The sequence below is a fragment of the Leucobacter sp. USCH14 genome (genome assembly GCF_037619215.1).
Classification (GTDB): Bacteria; Actinomycetota; Actinomycetes; order Actinomycetales; family Microbacteriaceae; genus Leucobacter.
In genome coordinates this window covers 25,527-46,562 of the sequence record NZ_JAQPZP010000005.1, presented here as the reverse complement: position 1 = coordinate 46,562, position 21,036 = coordinate 25,527, and the positions used below count along the sequence as shown (strand labels likewise).

Sequence of the window (21,036 nt, the reverse complement as noted above, 5' to 3'; positions counted from 1 at the left end):
GTTCATGCGGCCGAGCGCGAACGCGCCACGCCGAAGCGAGATCGCACCGCAGCACGTCTCAGTGCCGGCGCGATACGAGTTCCCAGTGCATGATGCGAACGCGAACGTGGAGCCGCGGGGAATTGAACCCCGGTCCACTTCGACGATTCCGTGCCTTCTACGAGCGTAGTTCGTGAAAACGTTCTGCTCGGCCCCGCACTTTGCCACGAACACCTAGTGCGACAGGCCCAGTCTCAGAAGAAGTCCCGATACGCCCTGAGACGCGACGTATCAGCAAGCTCCCTTAATGACGCCAGAAGCGGGGCGGAAGCCCACCCGCTCTGACGGACTCGGTCTCGTGCTTAGGCAGCGAGAGCGAAGTCGGTGCGCTTAGCGTTGGCACCTATGGTTTGCGAAGGGCGTTAACGAGATAACTCCGCGTCCTCGGCCCGCTTCTCACAGTCTCAAAATCGACGTGTCGAAACCGATCGGCCCCGTATGTGCACCGAGTATCGGTGCGGTCGGAGCGTTCGCATCATGCACTGTGGAATTTTCAGTCCGGTGCGATGACCGGTACCACCGGCGCATCGCCGGAACGACCATTCTATCAGGAACGGGAGTGCAGAGCGAATGTTCGTCAGGCGCCGTGTTCCTCCTGCAGTGCACGCGGGTCGATCCCGAGGCTCCAGGCTGCGATGTCGGAGACGAAGTGCCGCAATGCGGGGTGCTCGAACGGCGCGGCATTGTTGGCATAGACGCCGATGGCGTCGACGGCCATGTAGATGCGCGTGCTCGCGCCCACGGGGTCTGCGGTGTCGAACGCACCGCTCGCGATTCCGGCTTCGATGAGTGCGACCATGCGCACCCGATCGAGCGCTTCCTGCTCGTCGATCGCGACCGCGAGGTTCGGGATGGCCCGCGCGAGATGCCTGGCGTTGAGCCAGAGCCGGCAGAGCTCCACGGCCTCCGGGCTCTCGGCGCGCCGCACGAAGCCCGACATCTGCACGAGCGGCTCATCCTCGTCACCGAACAGCCAGTCCCGCTCCGCCGTCACCGCGAGCACGAAGGCCTCGATGACGAGCGTCTCCACCGCTGAGAAGTAGTGACTGATGAGGCCCGGTCGTACGCCCAGCGGGTCGGCGACCGCGCGCAATGTCACGCCCTCGAGCCCGTCGCGCAGAGCGATAGCCGCAGCTTCGGCGACGATCTCGGCCCTGCGCTGCTCCGCGGGCTTGCGCACCCGCGAAGACGACGTGGGCGCCGTCACGCGCGTCACTCCCCCATGCGGTTGCGCTGGCGCATGGCGCGCTCGGCTTCGCGCTTATCCTGCTGCTCGCGCAGCGTCTGCCGCTTGTCGTATTCGCGCTTGCCCCGTGCGAGCGCGATCTCGACTTTGGCGCGGCCGTCGAGGAAGTACATCTTCAAGGGCACGATCGTCATGCCGCCCTCGCGCGTCTTCTGCCAGAGCTTGTCGATCTCCTGCCGATGCAGCAGCAGCTTGCGCTTCCGTCGCGGAGCGTGGTTCGTCCACGATCCGTTGAGGTACTCGGGTATGTACGCGGCGTCGAGCCATGCTTCGCCGTTCTCGATGAACACGTAGCCGTCCACGAGTGAGGCGCGCCCCATGCGCAGCGATTTCACCTCGCTGCCCGTGAGCACCATACCGGCCTCGTACGTATCGAGGACCTGATATTCGTGCCGAGCCTTCTTGTTCGAGGCGATCAGCTTCTCGCCGGTCTCCTTGGGCATGGCACATCCTCTCTCTCGCGCGGCCGGACCTCCCAGCATAGCGCGCTGCGCCCCCCGCGCCACGCGAGCGATCCGCGTTCTGCAAGCCCCCGCGCGGCTACGGCGGCTTGCTGAACGCAGATCACTGCACGGAGCTCCGCTCCGCGCCGGGCCGCCCCCGGAGCGGAACCCCGTCCGGCGCGGACCTCCGGCCCGCCCGGATGCAGTGACCTAGACCCGCAGGTAGCGGGTGATCGCGATCTTCGCCGCGATCGCCGACAGCACCACGCCGACGAGCACGAGGATCGGCGGCACCACGAGCGACTGCTCGACCGTGATGTAGCTGGTGAAGGGCACCTCCCTCGCCAAGAACCCCTGGACGAAGAACTTGACGATGGCCACCGACGCCGCACTCGCGAGCACGGCGCCGACGAGGGCCGCGATGATGCCCTCCAATATGAAGGGCGTCTGGATGAAGCGGTTCGAGGCTCCGACGAGACGCATGATGCCGATCTCCCGTCGCCGCGAGTAGGCCGACAGGCGGATGGTGGTGGAGATCAGCAGCATTGCGGCGATGAGCATCAGCCCGGCGATGGCGATGGCGGTGTAGCTCGCGACTCCCAGGAAGAGGAAGATGCGGTCGAGCAGGCTGCGCTGATCGGAGACGCTCTGCACGCCGGGGATGCCGGCGAAGGTCTCCTGGATGATGTCCGAGCGCGAGGGATCCTTCAACTTGATCCAGAACGTCTGGTTCAGCTGCTCGGGCCTCGTGATCTCGACGATCGGGTTGCCCTCGAACTGCTTCGTGAACTCCTCGTACGCCTGCTCGTGGTCGACGAAGAACGAGTCCTCGATGTACGGCGCGAGCGTGTCGGAGTCGAGCGCCGCCTGCACCGCCGCGATCTCCTCCTCCCCCGCGTCCGTTCCCGAGCATGTCGCGCTCTGGTCGTAATCGGTGCAGAGATACACCGCGACCTGCGCGCGATCGAACCAGAACGTCTTCATCTGCTGGATCTGCAGCTGCATCAGAATCGCGGCGCCCACGAAGGTGAGCGACACGAAGGTGACGAGCACTACCGAGATGACCACGGAGAGGTTGCGGCGAAAGCCGCTCCAGACCTCGCCGAGTACCAGTCCCACCCTCATCGCACGGGCCCCACATCCGTCTGGTCGTCGTCTTTTCGCTTGAGTCCGAGATGCTCGGCGAGGCTTCCCGTCTCCGCCATCTGCACGGGATCGAGCGGCCTCGCCGGCTCGAGGAAGCTGGGGATGCTGCGGCCGCGCGGCCCATCGGCGTGCACCGTCTCGTCGATGTCCTCGTCCTCCTCGTCCTCCTCGCCGAACGGGTGCGGCTCCTCGAAGACCGATGCCTCCTTCGGCCGTTCGGCATCCGGGGTTTCGACGATGCGAGGCTCCTCGGTTTCGGGCTCGGGGGCTGCCGCCGCGACGACTTCCGCCGCAGCCTCGACGAGCGCAGGATCGCGATCGGCCGCATCCTGAACCGCCGTCGACCGCGCCGGGTCGTCGAGCACCTCGGGCGCGAGCGCCGCGCGCACGACCGCCTCGGAGGTGCGCAGCACCTGCACGCTCGCATCGGAGAGGTCCGCGATCGGGATCGAGGCGGTCTCTCCGTAGCCTCCGCCGACTTCGTCGCGCACGACGACGCCCTGGGAGAGTTCGACGACGCGCTGCTGCATGATGTCGACGAACGTGGCCTCGTGGGTGGCCATCACGACCGTCGTGCCCGCCGCGTTGATCGCGCGCAGGAGCTGCATGATGCCGAGACTCGTCGCGGGGTCGAGGTTGCCGGTCGGCTCGTCCGCCATCAGGATCGCCGGCTTGTTGACGATGGCGCGCGCGATCGCGACGCGCTGCTGCTCACCACCGGAGAGCTCGTGCGGGAAGCGCTTCGCCTTATTGGCGAGGCCGACCATTTCGAGCGTGTCGGGCACGGCCTCCTGGATGAAGCCGCGCGACTTGCCGATGACCTGCAGCGTGAAGGCGACGTTGTCGTACACGGTCTTGTTCGTCAGCAGACGGAAATCCTGGAAGACCGTGCCGAGATTCCGGCGGAAGTACGGGACCTTGCGCGAAGAGATCTTGCTGAGGTCCTGCCCCAGCACGTGGATCTTCCCGGCACTGGGCTGATCCTCGCGAAGGATCAACCGCAAGCAGCTGGATTTTCCAGAACCGGACGCACCCACGATGAAGACGAACTCGCCTCGGTCGACCCTGAGGTCGATACCGTCGAGCGCGGGTTTCGCGGTGCCCCGGTATTTCTTGGTGACGTTCTCGAAGAGGATCATGACGAGAAGACTGTACGCCCTGCCGACCGGGGCGTTGCTGAGGCGCGCTGGATCCGGACTGCTTCCGGTGAACTCCCAGTCGAGCGCTCAGTCGTTCTTCGCCAGCGAGCGCCACCGGATCCCGGCGGCGATGAACCCGTCCAAGTCGCCGTTGAAGACCGCCTCCGGCTGCGAGGACTCGTGGCCGGTGCGGAGATCCTTCACGAGCTGCTGACCGTACAGGAAGTAGGAGCGAATCTGATCGCCCCAGCTCGCGGTGACGCTGCCGGCGAGCTCCTTCTTCTTCGCGGCCTCCTGCTCGCGCTGCAGCAGCAGCAGGCGTGTCTGGAGCACGCGCATGGCCGCGGCCCGGTTCTGGATCTGAGACTTCTCGTTCTGCATCGACACGACGATGCCCGAGGGGATGTGGGTGATGCGCACCGCCGAGTCGGTCGTGTTCACGGACTGACCGCCGGGCCCCGAGGAGCGGTAGACGTCGACGCGGATATCGGTCTCGGGCACCTCCACCTCGGTCGCCTCCTCGAGCAGCGGGATGACCTCGACGCCGGCGAAACTGGTCTGGCGCTTGTCGGCCGAGCCGAACGGGCTGATGCGGGCGAGGCGATGAGTGCCGGCCTCGACCGAGATGGTGCCGAAGGCGTACGGCGCGTCGATCTCGAACGTCGCCGACTTGATGCCTGCACCCTCGGCGTACGAGGTGTCGAGCACCTTCGTCGGGTAGTCATGCTGCTCGGCCCAGCGCAGGTACATGCGCATCAGCATCTCGGCGAAGTCCGTGGCGTCGTCTCCGCCCGCACCCGAGCGGATGGTGACGACGGCCGCACGCTCGTCGTACTCCCCCGAGAGCATCGTCTGCACCTCGAGATCCTGGATGACCTTCTCGAGCGCGGTCAGCTCGGCTGCGGCTTCCTCCGCCGATTCGGCGTCATCGGCCTCCTCCGCGAGCTCGATGAGCACCTCGAGATCGTCGAGGCGCTGCTCGACGCTGCGGACGCGCTTCACCCGGGCCTGTCGATGCGACAGGCCGCTCGTCACCTTCTGCGCGGCGGCGGGATCGTCCCACAGGTCGGGGGCTGCGGCCTGCTCCTCGAGCTCGGCGATCTCCCGATCGAGCTTGGGCAGATCCAGCACCGCGGCGATGTCGGCGTACGTCGAGCGGAGTTCGCGGATGCGTGCGGAGAAGTCGAGGTCGAGCATGGTGCTCAAGCTTACTCGCCGGATCGCGTTCACCGTTGCTCACGAGCCCTCGCGGCCCGTATCCGCCGATCGTCCGAAGGCGTCCGTGCGTCAGATCACGGCGCCGGTGAGTACCGGCGCGGCCGTGCCTCCCGCGCCGACGGTCGTACTGCGCCATGCCTGGTCCAGGCGTCGCACGGCCTCTGCGAGCGTCGCCTCGGGAGCCGAGAACGGCAAGCGCACGTACCGCTCGAATGTTCCGGGGCTGCCGAAACGGGGGCCCGGCGGCAGATGCAGGTCGAGCTCCGCCGCTGCCCGACTCAGCCGGGAGCTCACGCGCTCGCCGATGTCGACCCAGATGCAGACGCCGCCGACGGCACTCGACGGCCGCCATTCGGGAAGGCGCTCGGCGAGGCCGGCGACGAGCACTCGATGGCGAGCCGTCAGCTGCTGGGCGCGCTCGGCGAGGATGTCGTCGTACTGATTCAGCGCGTGCAGCGCGAGCACCTGCTCCCAGGTGCCCGTGCCGAGATCGCCGATGCGTCGGGCGGCCTCCAGCCGGCCGATGAGTTCGGGGGCGGCGCGAATCCATCCCACCCGCAGACCGCCCCACACCGTCTTCCCCAGGGATCCGACGGTGAGGATCGCATCCTGGTGATGCCGCTGCTCGGCATGCGCCGCGAACGGTGTGATCCGAGCCGATTCCCCCAGCGAGAGCTCCGCGGTCGTCTCGTCCGCGATCACGTAGGCACCCGCTCCCGCCAGCGCGGTGATCAGACTCGACTTCAGCCCGTCGGGCATCCGCAGACCGGTCGGATTGTGATGATCCGGAATCAGGTACGCGAGTTTGGGGGTCGTGCGCTCCGCGATCTCCAGCAGGCCCGAGGCGTCGTAGCCGCCGTCCTCCTGGGCACTGCCGGCACCCGCCGCACTCCCCGCGCTCACCGGGAGCTCGGCCACCAGCGCGCCCGTGGAGGCGAGCGCCTCTCGCGCGTGCGGGTAGCTGGGCGACTCGATCAGACTGCGGTCGCCGCGCCGGAGCAGAGTACGGGCGATCAGGAAGATCGCGTGCTGCGCCCCGAGCGTCACCATGATCTGCTCGGGACTCGTGGGGAGCCCGCGGGCCGAGTAGCGCTCGGCGATCGCTGCGCGCAGCTCGGGGAGCCCGAGCGTGTCGTAGCCGATGAGCTTGAACGCGCCGGCGTGCTCAGCGGCCGCCCGAGCGTTGAGCGCGGCGAGCCCGCTCCACGGCTCCGGGCACGCGCTCGACAGGTCGATGCCGCTGATCGCACCCGACCAGAGACCCTCGCGCGTCGACCCGGAACCCCGTACGACGGTGCCCGAGCCGCGACGGGAGTGCACCACTCCCGACTCGCGCAGCCGCTGATACGCGGCGGCCACCGTCGTTCGACTGACGCCCAGGGTCTCCGAGAGGGGGCGTTCGGCCGGCAACGACATGCCGGGAACGATCCGTCCGTCGCGCACGAGCAGTGACACGCTCTCCGCGAGTTCGCGGTAGCCGTGACCCGCTCCGCGCCAGCGCCCGAGCAGGTCGGCTAGGCGGCGCGCACTCAGGCGCTGAGCAGTCCTCATCTCCGGCATGCGGCCACCGTATGCGAAGTGGCCTCTTGAGTACAAGGCCAATCCGGGGTGGACTGATGCCGTGACTCGACGCCTCGCCCGCCTCATTCCCGGCCTGCTGCTCTACGGCATCGCCGACGCCTTCATGATCGAGGCCGCCCTCGGAGTGGATCCCTGGACGGTCTTCGCCCAGGGGCTCTCCCACCAGACCGGGCTCGGCATCGGCATCCTCACCAACCTCATCGGGGTGCTCGTGCTGCTGCTCTGGTGGCCGCTTCGCCAGAAGCCGGGCGTCGGAACACTGCTCAACATTCTTCTCGTCGGCCCGGGCATCGAGCTGGGCCTGTGGGTGCTGCCGACCCCTGACTCGGTGTGGTTGCGGATCGCCTTCTTCGCGGTCGGCCTGCTCCTGCTCGCCGTCGCGAGCGGCATCTACATCGGCGCGAATCTCGGGCCCGGCCCGCGGGACGGGCTGATGACGGGCATCCACCTGCGATTCGGCACGCCGATCTGGGTCGGCCGCACCTCCGTCGAGGCGACCGTGCTGCTGATCGGCTGGTGGCTCGGCGGCGACGTCGGCGTCGGGACCGTGGTCTTCGCCGTGCTGATCGGCCCCCTCTGCTCGATCACGCTGCCGCTATTCGCCGGCCGCGCGATCCGGCCCGATGGAGCGGGCGCTCGAACGACGAAGCCCGCCGCGCCGGCCGAGGAGCATCCGCTCCGGACCTGACGCGACGGGCTGTCGCCGCTGAAGCCTCAGTCGGCGGAGACCTTGTTGAACCCGGTGACGGGCTGGCTCTCGTCGAACGACGCCACCTTCTTCCGGAATCCCCGGGTGATCACGAGCAGATACAGGAAGCCCAGTCCGCTCCAGATCAGGCCGCCGAGCAGCGCATGGCCATCCAGATTCACCCAGAGCAATCCGGTGAGCAGTGTTCCGAGCACCGGCATGACGATGTAATTGAAGATGTCCTTCGGCGTGCGCCTCCGCCCCTTGCGGATGGCGAACCACGCGATCACCGACAGGTTCACGAAGGTGAACGCGATCAGCGCGCCGTAGTTGATGTACGCGGCGATCATCTCGAGCGTGAAGGCGATCGCGAGCAGGGAGATCGCACCCGTGAGCACGATGTTGAAGGTCGGCGTATGCGTGCGGGGATTCACGTACCCGAAGGTCTTCTGGGGCAGCACGTTGTTGCGGCCCATCACCAGCAGCATGCGCGACACCGAGGCATGCGACGCGAGCCCCGAGGCGAGGCTCGCCGCGAAGCCCGCAGCGGTGAGCACCGCCGAGAGCACCGTTCCGCCGACGAGATCGCCGATGATCGGCAGCGTGCTGTCCTCGACGTACTGCATGTCGCCACCCGGAGCGAACTCGTTCCAGTCGGGGAACCGCTGCTGCGTGAAGTAGCTCGCGACGAGGAAGATCGCGCCGCCGATCACGACGGTGAGCAGAATCGCCTTCGGCATGATCTTCGGCGTCTTGGCCTCCTCGGCGTACATGGTGACCGCGTCGAAGCCGATGAAGGAGAAGCAGACGATGGTCGCGCCGGCGAGCACCGCGCCGAACTCGACACCGCTGTGGAAGAAGGGCTTCATCGTCACGACGCCGTTCTCGCCGGCGCCGCCCGAGAGCTGCAGAACGACCATGAAGACGAAGATCGCCATCACGACGATCGAGAAGACGAGCAGCAGCATGTTGACGTTCGAGGTGCCGCGCATCGTGATGTAGATGACGGTCGTGACGAACAGCACGTAGACGACGACCCAGACGACGCCCGGGATCCCCGGGAAGAACGCCTCGAGGTAGCTGCGCACGATGAGGCAGTTCACCATCGGGAGCAGCATGTAGTCGATCAGCGCCGTCCACCCGACCAGGAACCCGACGTTCGGGTGCATCGACTCGCGCGCGTAGGTGTACGCGGAACCGGCGCTGGGAATCGCTCCCGCGATCTTGCCGTAGCTGATCGCGGTGAAGATCATGACGACGAGCGCCACCGCGTACGCGAGCGGCACGACGTTGTTCGTATCGCGCGCGACCAGACCGAACGTGTCGAAGACGACGGTCGGGGTCATGTAGCCGAGGCCGAGGCCGACGATGGCCCACAGCCCGAGGCTGCGCTTGAGACGAGCACCGTTCGACGAGGCCGGTGCAGACAGAGCGGACATGTTCTCTCCTTCAAGAACGCAGCTGCGTCGCACGATCTGAATCCGCTCGGCAGCCCTGTTGCGGCGACGAGGAATTCGCCAAGCACACATCTTGCACCCGCGCGGCGCCCGGGCGCAAGCCGAGCGCGCGAATCGCGCGCTCGGCTCGCGATCAGGCCCGGGCGAGCCGCTTCCGCTTGGAGATGTTCACCATCTGCACGACGATCACGAGCAGCAGTGCCGCGACGAACACGATCGATGCGAGCACGTTCGCCTGCGCCGGGACGCCCTTGAGCGCCGACACGTAGATGAACTTCGGGAACGTCGTCGCTGTACCCGAATTGAAGTTCGTGATGATGAAGTCGTCGAAGGAGAGGGCGAAGCTCAGCAGCGCCGCACCGAGGATGCCGGGAGCCAGCATCGGCAGTGTGACGCGCCAGAACACCTGCATCGGGGAGGCGTACAGATCGCGCCCCGCCTCCTCGATCGCCGGGTCGAGGCTCGCGACGCGGGCTTTCACCGCGACGACGACGTACGAGATGCAGAACATCGTGTGCGCCAGGATGATCGTTCCGATGCCCTTCTCCACGCCGGCGAGCAGGAACTGCGCCGCGAGGCCGGCGCCCAGCACCACTTCGGGCGTCGCCATCGGGGTGAAGAGCAGCAGGCTGACGGTCGACCTCGCTCTGAACCGGTACCGCACGAGCGCGATGGCGATGAGCGTGCCGAGCGTCGTGGCGATCACCGTGGCGACCACGCCGACGAGGATGCTGTTGCCGAACGCGGTGCACACCTGCGGGGCGCCGCACGGGTTCTCCCAGTTCCGCAGCGTGAACCCTCGCCACAGGATGTTGTTGCGGCCCGATTCGTTGAAGGAGAACACGATGACGTGCAGAATCGGCAGCAGCAGATAGATGAGCACGATCGCGCTCACCACTGGCACGAACGCCTTACCGAGGCTGAACTGTTTCACAGCAGATCCTCCACACCGCTCTTGCGCACGTATGTGGCGACGAACACGAGAATGACGATCATCAGCATGATGGAGAGCGAAGCGGCCATCGGATAGTTCTGCGTCTGGAGGAAGTTCGACTCGATCACGTTGCCGATCATGGTCGTCGACGTTCCGCCCAGGAACTCGCGCGAGGCGTTCACGTAGTCGCCCGACATCGGGATGAAGCTGAGCAGCGTGCCCGACACGATTCCCGGCATGGAGAGCGGCAGCGTGATCCTCCGGAAGGTCGTGAGCGGCGAGGCGTACAGGTCGGCACCCGCCTCGAGCAGCCTGAGATCCAGCGCCTGCAACGATGCGAACATCGGCAGCACCATGAACGGGATGAAGTTGTAGACGAGCCCGAAGATCACGGAGAAGTGCGTGCCCACGAGCTCGCTCGGAAGGATCGCCTTCCACGCGAGCGTGCGGAGCAGGAAGCTGATGAAGAAGGGCGCGACGACGAGGATCAGCAGAATGCCCTGCAGCATCGGCCGCGAGCGCACCTTGACGCCGATCAGGTATGCAAGCGGATAGCTGATCAGCAGCCCGATGATCGTCGCGGTGATCGCGTACACGAACGAGCGCACGAGATGCGGCCAGTACTCCTGCAGCGCTGCCCAGTAGTTCGAGAACTGAGCGGCGGCCACGTACTGACCGATGCCTCCCGTGTCGGCGGGAGCCTGCAGCGAGGTGAGCGCGAGCTGGATGAACGGAGCGACGAAGAACAGCAGCATGTACGCGATACCCGGCGCGAGCAGCACCAGCGCCACCCACCCTCGCTTCTTCGGCGCCTGCTCCACCTGCTTCGCACCCGCGGAGAATGCGGTGAAAGCCACGATCGATTCCCCCTACTCCGCGAGCGCGGCCTGGGACGCGATCGCTCGCGTCGACAGTTCGGAGTCGCGTCTGCCGCTGTCGAGCGGATCGTCCGCGAGGCCGAAGGTGTGGTCGACGCGCCAGCTCAGCCAGACCTCATCACCGAGCGCAGCGGTGGGCCCCGCCTGAACGTTCTGGGCGAACACCTGCACGTCGCCCGCCCCGGGCACGGCGACGGTGTACTGAGTACTCACGCCGATGAAGGACACGTCCGTCACGCGACCCGGGCCGAGAGCGTTGATCTGCGCCTCCGGAGACGGCTCCGAATGGGTGAGTGTGAGCTTCTCGGGCCGCACGCCGAGCGTGATCCGACCGCTGTCGCGCTCACTGCGGGTGCGGAGCACCGAGAGCCGCGCACCGAGGAAGTCCGCGTGCAGCACCTGATCCGTCGAACCGACCACGTCGACGGAGAACAGATTCGACTGCCCGAGGAAGTTCGCGACGAAGACGGTGCGCGGCAGCTCGTACAGGTCCTCGGGCGCACCCATCTGCTCGATCCTCCCCCGATTCATGACCGCGACCGTGTCGGCCATCGTCATGGCCTCCTCCTGGTCGTGGGTGACGTGGAGGAACGTCAAGCCGACCTCCTGCTGAATCTGCTTGAGCTCCTGCTGCATCTGACGTCGCAGCTTCAGATCCAGCGCTCCGAGCGGCTCGTCGAGCAGGAGCAGCGCCGGTCGGTTCACCACCGCCCGCGCCAGCGCCACGCGCTGCTGCTGACCGCCCGAGAGCTGCGCCGGCTTCCGGTCTGCGACGTGATCGAGCTCGACCAGCCGCAGCGCCTCGTGCGCTTTCCCGTTGGCATCGGAGATGCGCCGACGTCGGAGGCCGAACGCCACGTTCTCGAGCACCGACATGTGCGGAAACAGCGCGTAGGACTGGAAGACCGTGTTCACGGGGCGACGATGCGGCGTCAGCGAGGTCACGTCCTCGCCGCCGATGAGAATGCGCCCGGACGTGGCATCCTCGAGACCCGCGACGAGACGCAGCGTCGTCGTCTTGCCGCAGCCCGATGGCCCGAGCAGCGCGAAGAAGGAGCCCGCCGGGATCGTCAGGTCGAGGTGCTCGATCGCGGTGAATCCGGGAAAGCGCTTCTGGATCCCCTCGAGCCGGAGATCCGCCCCCGCCTCGGCGAACGTACTCTGCCCGCCCACGCTCAGAGCCCCAGCACGTTCTGGAACTGGGTCGAGTACTTCTTGTCCTCTTCAGCGGTCAGGGTGCGGAACGGGCGGAGGTGCTCCCAATCCTGCTCGGTCGGGAAGATGAGCGGGTTGTCGGCGTTGTCGGGGTTCACCTGCCGCATCGCCTCCTGCGTCCCCTTCACCGGAGGCACATAGGTGACGTAATCGGCGACCTGGGCCATGATCTCCGGGTCGTAGTAGAAGTTGATGAGCTCCTCGACGCGGGCCTTCGCCTCGGGCGTCGTGCCGTTCGGCACGGTGAACGAGTCGGCTGCGATCATGCCGCCCGATTCCGGAATCTCGAGGGTCCACTGGTTGTCGTTCTCGGCGTTCAGCATGATGACGTCGCCCGACCACGCCATCGCCGCCAGCGCGTCGCCCGTGATCAGATCCTGCGTATAGCTGTTGCCCTTCACGTTGCCGATCTGCCCGCTCTGCAGCGCATCGTCGAGCCACGCCATCGCGGCGTCGAACTCGGTATCGCCCCACTCGCCACCGGGATCGTGCCCCAGCCCGGCGAGGATCAGACCGGCGGTGTCGCGCATCTCGCTGAGCACCACCACTTTGCCCTTGAGCTTCGGATCGAGGAAGTCGTCGAGGGTCTTGATGCCGTTCGGCACCGCCTCCGTGTTCCACACCCACGCGGTCGCGGGGAGCTGCCACGGGATCGAGAACTTGCGACCCGGATCGACATCGAGTGCGTCCCACTGCGCGTCGACGAGGTTCGCCGTCACGTTCGGCAGGTTGTCGTAATCGAACTCCTGCACCTGATTGGCGGTGATGAGGCGCCCATTCATCCAGTCCGTCATCGTGATCGTGTCGTAACCGGTGTGGTCGCCGAGCTGCAGCTGATCCTTGATCTTGCCGTAGAACGTGTTGTTGTCATCGATGTCCTCGACGTACTGGACCTCGTATCCGGCTTGCTCCCGGAAGGTCTCGAGCGACGGATACGTGCCGCTCGCGTCGTCGTAGTCGAGGTAGTAGGTCCAGTTGCCCCAGATCACTCCGTCACCGCCACCACCACCTCCGCCGCCCGAGCACGCGCTCAGACCGAGCGCGCCGAGACCGGCGGCACCGGCCGCGGCACCGCGCAGGAACTGACGACGGTCGAGCTGCTTGCCTCTGATCATCCTGACGATGTCGCGGACGATCGGATCTTCTGGCTGGCAAAACACCATGAGATATCTCCTTTGATTCTCATTACGACGGCACCGCCGTTCCAGCGGCAGTGCCAGGGGTGCCTCGAATATGGCACAGACCTCCACGCCCTGCCAAGAGATGCGCCGGAGCGAACCGGTTTCGTCATCGAACGGTTACCGTTCGGTGACCTCGCCGCTCGACGCGCGTGCTCAGCGGCCGGCGCCGGCATCGTCGCGGCTCTCCGGAAATGCGTGAGAACGTGGAAATACGCTGAATCACGATCCGTCTTCTTCGGATTCCTTTGCGTTTTCGGGATTCGACTGCAAGAATCAGAAGCGTGAGCAGCAAACGCAATGCGCCAGCGCTCGATCCCACGTCGAAAGCGATCATCGAGCAGCTTCAGCGCGATGGACGTCGATCGTACGCGGAGATCGGAAAAGCGGTGGGCCTCAGCGAGGCCGCCGTGCGCCAGCGCGTGCAGAAGCTCACGGATGCCGGCGTCATGCAGATCGTTGCCGTGACCGACCCGATGCGCCTGGGCTTCACCCGCCAGGCCATGCTCGGCATCCGCGTTTCCGGCGACACCAGGGTCGTCGCCGATCGCCTCGCTGAGATGTCGGAGATCAGTTACGTTGTGCTCAGCGCGGGCTCCTACGACATCCTCGCCGAGGTCGTCTGCGAGGACGACGACGGGTTGATCGAGTTGCTCAACGAACAGATCCGCAAGATCGAAGGCGTTGCATCGACCGAATCCTTCGTCTACCTCCAACTCACCAAACAGAAATACGACTGGGGAACACGATAACCATGTCTTACGATCCCACTGCAGCGGTAGACACTGCCGCGCTCCAGGCCTCGGCCAAGAAGCACATGTGGCCGCACTTCACCAACCGCAAGGTGCTCAACGACGGCATTCCCGTCATCACACGCGCCGAGGGCCACCACATCTACGACTCCAACGGCAAGCAGTACATCGACGGCCTCGCGGGTCTCTTCGTGGTCAACGCCGGCCACGGTCGCGAGCGCATCGTGCAGGCCGCCGCCAAGCAGATGCAGCAGCTCGACTTCATGCCGATCTGGTCGTACGGCCACCCGGCGGCGATCGAGCTCTCCGAGCGTCTCGCGAGCTACGCGCCCGGCGAGATGAACAAGGTCTTCTTCACCACCGGCGGTGGCGAGGCTGTGGAGTCGGCGTTCAAGCTGGCGAAGCACTTCTGGAAGATCAAGGGCCAGCCGATGAAGCACAAGGTCATCTCGCGCTCGGTCGCCTACCACGGCACCCCGCAGGGCGCGCTGGCCATCACCGGCATCCCCGACATGAAGAAGTTCTACGAGCCGCTGACCCCGGGCGGTCACCGCGTGCCGAACACGAACTTCTACCGCGCCGACGAGATGGGCGCCCCCTCCGACGACCTCGAGGCCTTCGGCCAGTGGGCCGCGAACCGCATCGAAGAGGCGATCCTCTTCGAGGGCCCCGACACCGTTGCAGCCGTGTTCCTCGAGCCGGTGCAGAACTCGGGCGGCTGCTTCCCCCCGCCCCCCGGCTACTTCAAGCGCGTACGCGAGATCTGCGATCAGTACGACGTGCTGCTCGTCTCCGACGAGGTCATCTGCGCGTACGGCCGCATCGGCGACTTCTTCGCGTCGAAGGCGCTCGGCTACGAGCCCGACATCATCACCTCGGCGAAGGGCATCACCTCCGGCTACGTGCCGCTGGGCGCCATGATCGTCTCGGACAAGGTGTCGGAGCCGTTCAACTCGACCGATAACACCTTCTACCACGGCTTCACCTTTGCCGGTCACCCGGCGGCGGCAGCCGCGGCCCTCGAGAACTTCAACATCTTCGAGGAAGAGGATCTCAACGGCCGCGTCCGCGAGAACAGCCCGCTGTTCCGCGCCGAGCTCGAGAAGCTGCTCGACATCGACATCGTCGGCGACGTGCGCGGCGAGGGCTACTTCTTCGGCATCGAGCTGGTGAAGGACAAGGCCACCAAGGAGACCTTCAACGAGGAGGAGTCGGATCGCCTGCTCCGCGACTACCTCTCCCCCGCACTGTGGGAGGCCGGCCTCTACTGCCGCGCCGACGACCGTGGGGACCCCGTCATCCAGCTCGCTCCGCCGCTGACCATCGGCCCGTCGGAGTTCGCCGAGATCGGCGGCATCCTCCGCAGCGTGCTCAAGGATGCGTCCTCGAAGATCTGAGGCGCGTTCCTGCAACGGGTGTGGCCCTCTCGCCTCGGCGAGGGGGCCACACCCGTTTCTGCACACCTCTCGGGGTCGGCGGATCCGGCCCGACGAGGATATGCTTCGAGCTATGAGCAGCTCCGAGCCCCAGCAGCCGATGCAATCACCGCAATCGCAGCAGCAGCCGCAGTACGCGCAGCCGCAGTATCCGCAGCAGCAGTATTCGCAGCCGCAATACGCTCAGCCGGGCGCGTACCACCAACCGCAGGTCGTGGAGCAGCCGACGCGCGGCGCGAGCGGGAGCCTCAACGTTCCGGGCATCCTCGCCCTCGCCGTTCTGCTCCTCACCACGTTCATTCCGCTGTTGACACCCGTGCTGTATCGGGCAGTATCGACCACGGGCTCCTTCTCCGCGCTGTCCGCGGTGATCGCAGGAGCGAACCTCCTGCTGCTGCTCGTCGCGGGCGCACTCGCGGTCGTGGGGCTCGTCGTACGTCGGTTCACCCGTTGGCGCTGGGCCGCGATCGGCGCAGCCGTGGCGGTGGCGATCGGACTCGTCTCGCACCTGTTCTCCTGGATCGGCGGGTTGCTCCTCAGCACGGGAATCTACTGACGGCACCCGCCGGCGCCCACCCCGCCCTGCAGCCCCGCCCCGCCCAGGAGCCCGCCGCGGCACAACGCAGAAGCGCCCGCCACCGTGAGGTGACGGGCGCTTCGCAGATGGTGCTTCCGGCGATCGCCGGAGGACCCGAGACTTAGCGGCGGAGACCGATGCGCTCGATGAGCGAACGGTAGCGCTCGATGTCGACGTTCTGGAGGTACCCCAGGAGACGACGGCGCTGGCCGACGAGCAGCAGGAGGCCACGACGCGAGTGGTGGTCGTGCTTGTGCTCCTTGAGGTGCTCGGTCAGGTCCTTAATACGACGGCTGAGCATGGCGACCTGAACCTCAGGGGAACCGGTGTCACCGGGCTTCGTCGCGTACTCTTCGATGATCGCCTTCTTGACATCTGCTTCAAGTGCCATAGGGATCCCCTTCCTCTTGCTGCGCGGCGCCGTCAGCGGGATGCTGGGGCTCTCTTTATCCGCGGCCGTTCGAACGGCAACCTGCATAGCTTAGCACCGATCCGGCTCGCGCACACCGCGAGCGCCGGCGACGAGCGTCATCGGAACGAAACACACCCGGTATGACATCGAAACGGCGGCGAGACGGTCGCGAAACAGCGGCGGCGCACACTGGTCCCACTGTGGCGGACATGGCCCGCTCGAGAGAAAGGCACCAGCATGGAACTCACTCCTTCAGATGTGTGGACGCTGACGAGCGCGGCACTCGTTCTGATCATGACCCCCGGGCTCGCCCTCTTCTACGGCGGGCTCGTTCGGGTGCGCTCGGTCGTGAACATGATGCTCTTCAGCGTCAGCGCGATGGGCGTCGTCGGCGTACTGTGGATCCTCTTCGGCTACAGCATGAACTACTTCGCCGAAGGGGAGGGCGGCTTCGCCGGCAGCCCGTTCAAGGACTTCGGCCTCATCAACACGGATCCGGCGAGCTTCATCAGCGTCGGCTTCGGCGCCGTCTTCGCGATGATCACGACGGCGCTGATCTCCGGCGCCATCGCCGACCGCGTCGGCTTGGGCTCGTGGGTGCTGTTCTCGGGGGTGTGGGCCACACTCGTGTACTTCCCGGTGGCCGCGTGGGTGTGGGGCGGCGGCTGGATCCAGAATCTCGGCAGCACGCTCGGTCTGCCCGATGTCATCGACCTCGCCGGCGGCACGGTGATCCACATCAATGCGGGCGCCGCAGCTCTGGCGCTCGCGCTGGTGGCGGGCAAGCGCATCGGGTTCGGCAAGGGCTCCCACCAGCCCCACAGCATCCCGCTCGTCACGATCGGCGCCGCTCTGCTCTGGTTCGGATGGATCGGCTTCAACGGAGGGCTGGCGACCGAGACCGGTGAGGCCGGCCTGATCCTGGTCAACACGCTGGCGGCACCCGCGGCCGGTATCATCGGCTGGATCCTGGTCGATGTGATGCGCGGCAAGAAGCCCGGTGTGATCGGCGCGGCCTCGGGCGCCGTCGGCGGCCTCGTCGCCATCACTCCGGCCGCCGCGAGCCTCTCCCCCGTATGGGCACTGCTGCTCGGCGTCATCGCCGGCATGGCCTGCGCCCTCGCGATCGAGTGGAAGTACCGTCTCGGGTACGACGACTCGCTCGACGTGGTGGGCCTGCACCTGGTCGCCGGCGTGATCGGCTCGCTCTACCTCGGCTTCTTCGCCTTCGACGACGGCCTCTTCACCGGGGGCGACGCCGGGCTGCTGCTCGTGCAGGCGATCTCGGTGGTCGCGGTGATGGTGTACTCCTTCGTGGTCTCCCTGGTCATCGCGCTCGGCGTGAAGCTCGTCACCGGGCTGCGCGTGCCGCAGCAGGTCGAGGAGGCCGGCATCGACTTCGCCGCGCACGGCGAAGAGGCGTACGCGTACGCCTCCCCCGAGGTGGTGACGGCGCCGACGCGCTGATCCATCTCCTCAGAACGCGGGGCCCGGTCGATGACGCTCGGGCCCCGTTCTGCTGCCCGGGGGCCAGTCGTGCGCCCGCCCCTCGGCTAGGCTCGACGCCATGACCGATTCCTCCGCAGCCGCTGCCGCCCCCTCCCCCGTCCACGACGCGAAGGGGCTCGCCGAGATCGCGGCGCGGATCGCCGAGCGGGCCGCAGCGCGCATCCTCGAGTTGCGCGCGCAGGGGGTCTCCGTGGCGGCGAGCAAGTCGAGCGCGACGGATGTGGTGACCGCGGCCGATCAGGAGTCGGAGCGCCTCATCGTCTCCGAGATTCAAGAGGTGCGGCCCGACGACGGCATCCTCGGCGAGGAGGGCACCGGTATCGCGGGGTCGAGCGGCATCACCTGGGTCATCGATCCGATCGACGGCACCGTCAACTATCTCTACGACCTTCCCGCTTATGCGGTGAGCATCGCGGCGACCGTCGCCGACGCGACGGTGTACGGCGACGGCCGACGCGCGATCGCCGGTGCGGTGTGCAACCCGCGCACCGATGAGCTCTTCGTCGCCTGGCAGGGCGGCGGCGCATACCGCAACGGCGAGCCGATCCGCATCACCGGGCAGGAGGACCTCTCGGTATCTCTCGTGGCCACCGGATTCGGGTATACCGCCGAGCGCCGCACCAGGCAGGCCGAGATGGTGGCGCGCGTGATCCCCCGGGCACGGGACATCCGTCGCAACGGGTCCGCCGCATACGATCTCTGCATGCTCGCCGCCGGCCGGCTCGATGCGTACTACGAGGAGGGCCTGCAGCCCTGGGACTACGCCGCCGGCGTGCTCATCGCGAGCGAGGCGGGAGCGACCCTCATCGGGCGGGACGCGGCGACGCCCCCGGGCGAATCGTTCATGGTGGTCGGAGCCCCCGGTCTCGTCGAGGAGCTGCGCTCGCTCGCACTCGGGCGGTAGACGGAGCGCCGCGCCGTCGCGTCATTCCGACTCGGCGCGAGCGGCCTTCCACGCGGCGGCACGGGCGGTGAGCTGCTCGGCGAGCGCCTGCAATCGTGCAGGATCAGCAGCCCCCTCCCGACCGAAGGCCACGCCGAGCAGGAACGTCGAGAGGGGCGCCGCCGGCCGCGCGACGTCATGCGCGACGTCGCGCGCCACATCGAGCACGGTGCCGATGTGCACGGCGTCCGCCGCGACGTCGAGCTCCGCTGCGGCGGCGGCGAGCCAGGCGTCGAGCGCTTCCGGCGGGAGATGGTTCGATTGCGACATGCGTCCTCCACGAGTTCGGGCGGCGGGTGGGATGGTGCTCGGGATCTCGGACGTCTCGGCGAGGCGCGCCCGGGCGAGGTCCTCCGGCGTGTCGATGTCGGCCACCGTCTCCGCGTCGGCGTCGAGCCATCGCAGCCGGAGCGCGCCCATGACGCGGCGCAGCGGCTGATCGGCAACCGCCCCCTCGAGGCCCGCAAGGGCGCTGCGCAGAGCCGACACCCGGTAGCGCCCGGCGAGCCACTGCGCGCGCCCGTCGGGGTCGCGCAGCAGCACGCCGTCCTCCGCAGCAGCGAGCGGGCTCGCGCACAGGCGCGCGACGAGTTCATGCGGCCGAACGAGGTCGCAGGCGAGCACCAGTACCTCGTCGACCTCGTGGTTCGGCACGGCGAGGCCCGCCGCGAGCGCGGCCAGAGGGCCGGAGTACGGCGGCTGCTCGCGCACCGCAACGCACCCGTCGGGCGCTCCGCGAGTGGGGCCGACCACCACGGGGTGCGCGGCACCGGCGCGCTGCACTGCGGCGACCACGCGCTCGACGAGCGGCACCCCCGCGAGTCGGAGCGCGGCCTTATCGACGCCGCCGAGCCGCGAGCCGCGACCTCCCGCGACGATGATGGCCCCGAGGCGGGCCGATCCGCTCACCATGCGACGACGACGGTCTCGACCGTCTCCCCCGCGGCGACGTCGCCGCGGCCCGGCTCGACGATCGCGTACCCGTCCGCAGCGCCGTGCCCGCCGACGGCGTGCGAGTAGCCGCGCGCGTCCACTGCTGGCGCGCATCGGAGCCCGTCGGAGGTGGTGCGCACCCGAACGGGAAGGACCTGCGTGCGGTCGGCACGGCCGCGCCACCCCGAGTCGGCGGTAGCCGGCGTGCTCGGCCGATGCAGGCGCGAGGCGCCCTGCATGCGCAGGAGCGCGGGTCGCACGAAGAGCTCGTAGCTGACGGCGGCGCTGACGGGGTTGCCCGGGAGCGCGAAGATCAGCGCGCCTCCACGCAGCCGGCCGAAGCACTGCGGCTGCCCGGGCTTCACGGCGACTCGCACGGCCCGCACTCCCGGCTCGGCGGCGAGCGCGATCCTCACGACGTCGTGCACGCCGGGCCCGACCCCTCCGGTGGTGATCACCGCGTCGACCCGGCCGCCCAGCCGAGCCAGTCGCTCCGCGAATGCGGCGGCGTCGTCATCGCACACCTCGACGGTCACGGGCTCGATCCCGTCCTCAGCGAGGAGCGCGGCGATGAGCACCGAGTTCGATTCGGGGATCCGGCCCCGTTCCAGTGCGGCATCGCCCGGGCCTTCGATGCTGCGCAGCTCCGCGCCGGTGGCGATCACCGCGACGCGCGGGCGCGGTCGCACGAGCACCGCGGAGACTCCCGCGGCCGCGATCGCTGCGGCGCGTCGAGCCCCCAGACGATCGCCGGACTGCGCGACGATACCCCCTACCAAGACGTCCTCGCCGCGCCGGCGCACGTGCGCGCCCGGCTCGGCCGCCCGCTCCACGAGCACGTGGTGCTCGGCCCAGACAGCCCCGGAGACATCGGCGGAGGTGTGCTCGACGGGGACCACGGCGTCGGCGGAGCTCGGAAGGGGAGCGCCGGTCATGATGCGCACTGCGGCGCCCGGCGGCAGTTCGGGATCCTCCCCGTCACCCGCCGCGACCTCGCCGACGATACGGAGTCGCACGGGGGACGTCGCGGACGCCGCCGCGGTATCGGCCGCCCTCACCGCGTACCCGTCCATGGCCGAGTTGTCCCAGAGGGGGAGGTCGACCGCGGAGGCGACGTCGGCGGCCAGCACCAGGCCGGTCGCGTCCCGGAGCGGGGCCGGCACGGCGGGCAGGAGTGTTACGGAGTCGAGCACCGCCTGCAGGTGCTCGTCGACCGGGAGGAGCTCACTGCTCGAGCCGTCATCCGGGCCCTGCGCGCGCGGGCCGCCCCGGCTTCCCGTGCCCATGCCACCACGCTCCCGAATTCGGTGTG

General features: G+C 67.7%; 20 protein-coding genes and 1 other RNA gene. 6 read left to right on the top strand and 15 right to left on the bottom strand.

The genetic code is table 11. From position 1 onward, the window contains the following. Positions 1-104: 104 nt before the first annotated feature. The 7 genes from ssrA to yczR all read right to left on the bottom strand — a co-directional run bounded on the left by ssrA (position 105) and on the right by yczR (position 6,791). Positions 105-475, bottom strand: a transfer-messenger RNA (tmRNA) gene (ssrA, locus tag PQI23_RS06840). Between the two features lie 141 nt (positions 476-616). Then, a complete protein-coding gene (locus tag PQI23_RS06835; protein ID WP_339972852.1) occupies positions 617-1,246 on the bottom strand; it encodes a TetR family transcriptional regulator in 630 nt (209 codons plus the stop codon). A gap of 5 nt (positions 1,247-1,251) precedes the next feature. After that, on the bottom strand, positions 1,252-1,728 hold the full coding sequence (gene smpB / locus PQI23_RS06830; protein WP_339972850.1) for an SsrA-binding protein SmpB: 477 nt from the start codon (positions 1,726-1,728) through the stop codon (positions 1,252-1,254). A 210-nt stretch (positions 1,729-1,938) separates the two neighbouring features. Then, a complete protein-coding gene (gene ftsX / locus PQI23_RS06825) occupies positions 1,939-2,853 on the bottom strand; it encodes a permease-like cell division protein FtsX (protein ID WP_339972848.1) in 915 nt (304 codons plus the stop codon). Continuing rightward, positions 2,850-4,013 (bottom strand): cell division ATP-binding protein FtsE, encoded by a 1,164-nt coding sequence (gene ftsE / locus PQI23_RS06820; RefSeq protein ID WP_339972846.1) that lies wholly within the window; start codon positions 4,011-4,013, stop codon positions 2,850-2,852. The genes ftsX and ftsE overlap by 4 nt, the downstream gene beginning before the upstream one ends. Positions 4,014-4,100: 87 nt before the next feature. Continuing rightward, positions 4,101-5,210 (bottom strand): peptide chain release factor 2, encoded by a 1,110-nt coding sequence (gene prfB, locus PQI23_RS06815; protein ID WP_339972844.1) that lies wholly within the window; start codon positions 5,208-5,210, stop codon positions 4,101-4,103. A gap of 90 nt (positions 5,211-5,300) precedes the next feature. Next, positions 5,301-6,791, bottom strand: a complete 1,491-nt coding sequence (yczR, locus tag PQI23_RS06810) for a MocR-like transcription factor YczR (RefSeq protein ID WP_339972843.1) — start codon at positions 6,789-6,791, stop codon at positions 5,301-5,303. Positions 6,792-6,852: 61 nt separating this feature from the next. Between yczR and yczE the strand changes: the two genes are divergently transcribed. Then, positions 6,853-7,500 (top strand): membrane protein YczE, encoded by a 648-nt coding sequence (gene yczE, locus PQI23_RS06805; protein ID WP_339972841.1) that lies wholly within the window; start codon positions 6,853-6,855, stop codon positions 7,498-7,500. Positions 7,501-7,526: 26 nt separating this feature from the next. On the opposite strand, the gene PQI23_RS06800 is transcribed toward yczE, so the two are convergent. The 5 genes from PQI23_RS06800 to PQI23_RS06780 all read right to left on the bottom strand — a co-directional run bounded on the left by PQI23_RS06800 (position 7,527) and on the right by PQI23_RS06780 (position 13,147). Further along, positions 7,527-8,939 carry an APC family permease gene (locus PQI23_RS06800; RefSeq protein ID WP_339972839.1) on the bottom strand — a complete coding sequence of 471 codons (1,413 nt, stop codon included), beginning with the start codon at positions 8,937-8,939 and terminating at the stop codon, positions 7,527-7,529. Between the two features lie 151 nt (positions 8,940-9,090). Continuing rightward, the gene (locus tag PQI23_RS06795; protein ID WP_339972838.1) at positions 9,091-9,891 is read right to left on the bottom strand and encodes an ABC transporter permease; all 801 of its coding nucleotides are present in this window, start codon (positions 9,889-9,891) and stop codon (positions 9,091-9,093) included. Next, positions 9,888-10,748 carry an ABC transporter permease gene (locus tag PQI23_RS06790; RefSeq protein ID WP_339972836.1) on the bottom strand — a complete coding sequence of 287 codons (861 nt, stop codon included), beginning with the start codon at positions 10,746-10,748 and terminating at the stop codon, positions 9,888-9,890. Before PQI23_RS06790 ends, PQI23_RS06795 begins: the two co-directional genes overlap by 4 nt. A 12-nt stretch (positions 10,749-10,760) precedes the next feature. Then, complete coding sequence (locus PQI23_RS06785; RefSeq protein WP_445238413.1) at positions 10,761-11,948, bottom strand: ABC transporter ATP-binding protein; 1,188 nt, start codon at positions 11,946-11,948, stop codon at positions 10,761-10,763. Beyond that, complete coding sequence (locus tag PQI23_RS06780; protein ID WP_339972832.1) at positions 11,945-13,147, bottom strand: ABC transporter substrate-binding protein; 1,203 nt, start codon at positions 13,145-13,147, stop codon at positions 11,945-11,947. The genes PQI23_RS06785 and PQI23_RS06780 overlap by 4 nt, the downstream gene beginning before the upstream one ends. A 299-nt stretch (positions 13,148-13,446) precedes the next feature. Between PQI23_RS06780 and PQI23_RS06775 the strand changes: the two genes are divergently transcribed. From PQI23_RS06775 to PQI23_RS06765, 3 genes are all read left to right on the top strand, one after another. Continuing rightward, a complete protein-coding gene (locus PQI23_RS06775; protein WP_010156571.1) occupies positions 13,447-13,914 on the top strand; it encodes an Lrp/AsnC family transcriptional regulator in 468 nt (155 codons plus the stop codon). A gap of 2 nt (positions 13,915-13,916) precedes the next feature. Next, on the top strand, positions 13,917-15,311 hold the full coding sequence (locus PQI23_RS06770) for an aspartate aminotransferase family protein (RefSeq protein ID WP_339972829.1): 1,395 nt from the start codon (positions 13,917-13,919) through the stop codon (positions 15,309-15,311). Positions 15,312-15,423: 112 nt separating this feature from the next. Then, positions 15,424-15,906, top strand: a complete 483-nt coding sequence (locus PQI23_RS06765; RefSeq protein WP_339972827.1) for a hypothetical protein — start codon at positions 15,424-15,426, stop codon at positions 15,904-15,906. 142 nt (positions 15,907-16,048) lie between these two features. On the opposite strand, the gene rpsO is transcribed toward PQI23_RS06765, so the two are convergent. Further along, a complete protein-coding gene (gene rpsO, locus PQI23_RS06760; protein ID WP_010156567.1) occupies positions 16,049-16,318 on the bottom strand; it encodes a 30S ribosomal protein S15 in 270 nt (89 codons plus the stop codon). A gap of 258 nt (positions 16,319-16,576) precedes the next feature. On the opposite strand from rpsO, the gene PQI23_RS06755 reads away from it, so the two are divergent. Together PQI23_RS06755 and PQI23_RS06750 are read left to right on the top strand one after the other, a co-directional pair. Continuing rightward, positions 16,577-17,806 (top strand): ammonium transporter, encoded by a 1,230-nt coding sequence (locus tag PQI23_RS06755; RefSeq protein WP_339972824.1) that lies wholly within the window; start codon positions 16,577-16,579, stop codon positions 17,804-17,806. Between the two features lie 100 nt (positions 17,807-17,906). Next, the gene (locus tag PQI23_RS06750; RefSeq protein ID WP_339972822.1) at positions 17,907-18,752 is read left to right on the top strand and encodes an inositol monophosphatase family protein; all 846 of its coding nucleotides are present in this window, start codon (positions 17,907-17,909) and stop codon (positions 18,750-18,752) included. A gap of 21 nt (positions 18,753-18,773) precedes the next feature. Here the strand turns inward: PQI23_RS06750 and PQI23_RS06745 are convergent, their stop codons facing one another. Both PQI23_RS06745 and PQI23_RS06740 read right to left on the bottom strand, forming a co-directional pair. Continuing rightward, positions 18,774-19,703, bottom strand: a complete 930-nt coding sequence (locus PQI23_RS06745) for an NTP transferase domain-containing protein (RefSeq protein ID WP_339972820.1) — start codon at positions 19,701-19,703, stop codon at positions 18,774-18,776. After that, positions 19,697-21,010 (bottom strand): molybdopterin molybdotransferase MoeA, encoded by a 1,314-nt coding sequence (locus tag PQI23_RS06740; protein WP_339972818.1) that lies wholly within the window; start codon positions 21,008-21,010, stop codon positions 19,697-19,699. Before PQI23_RS06740 ends, PQI23_RS06745 begins: the two co-directional genes overlap by 7 nt. Positions 21,011-21,036 lie beyond the last annotated feature (26 nt).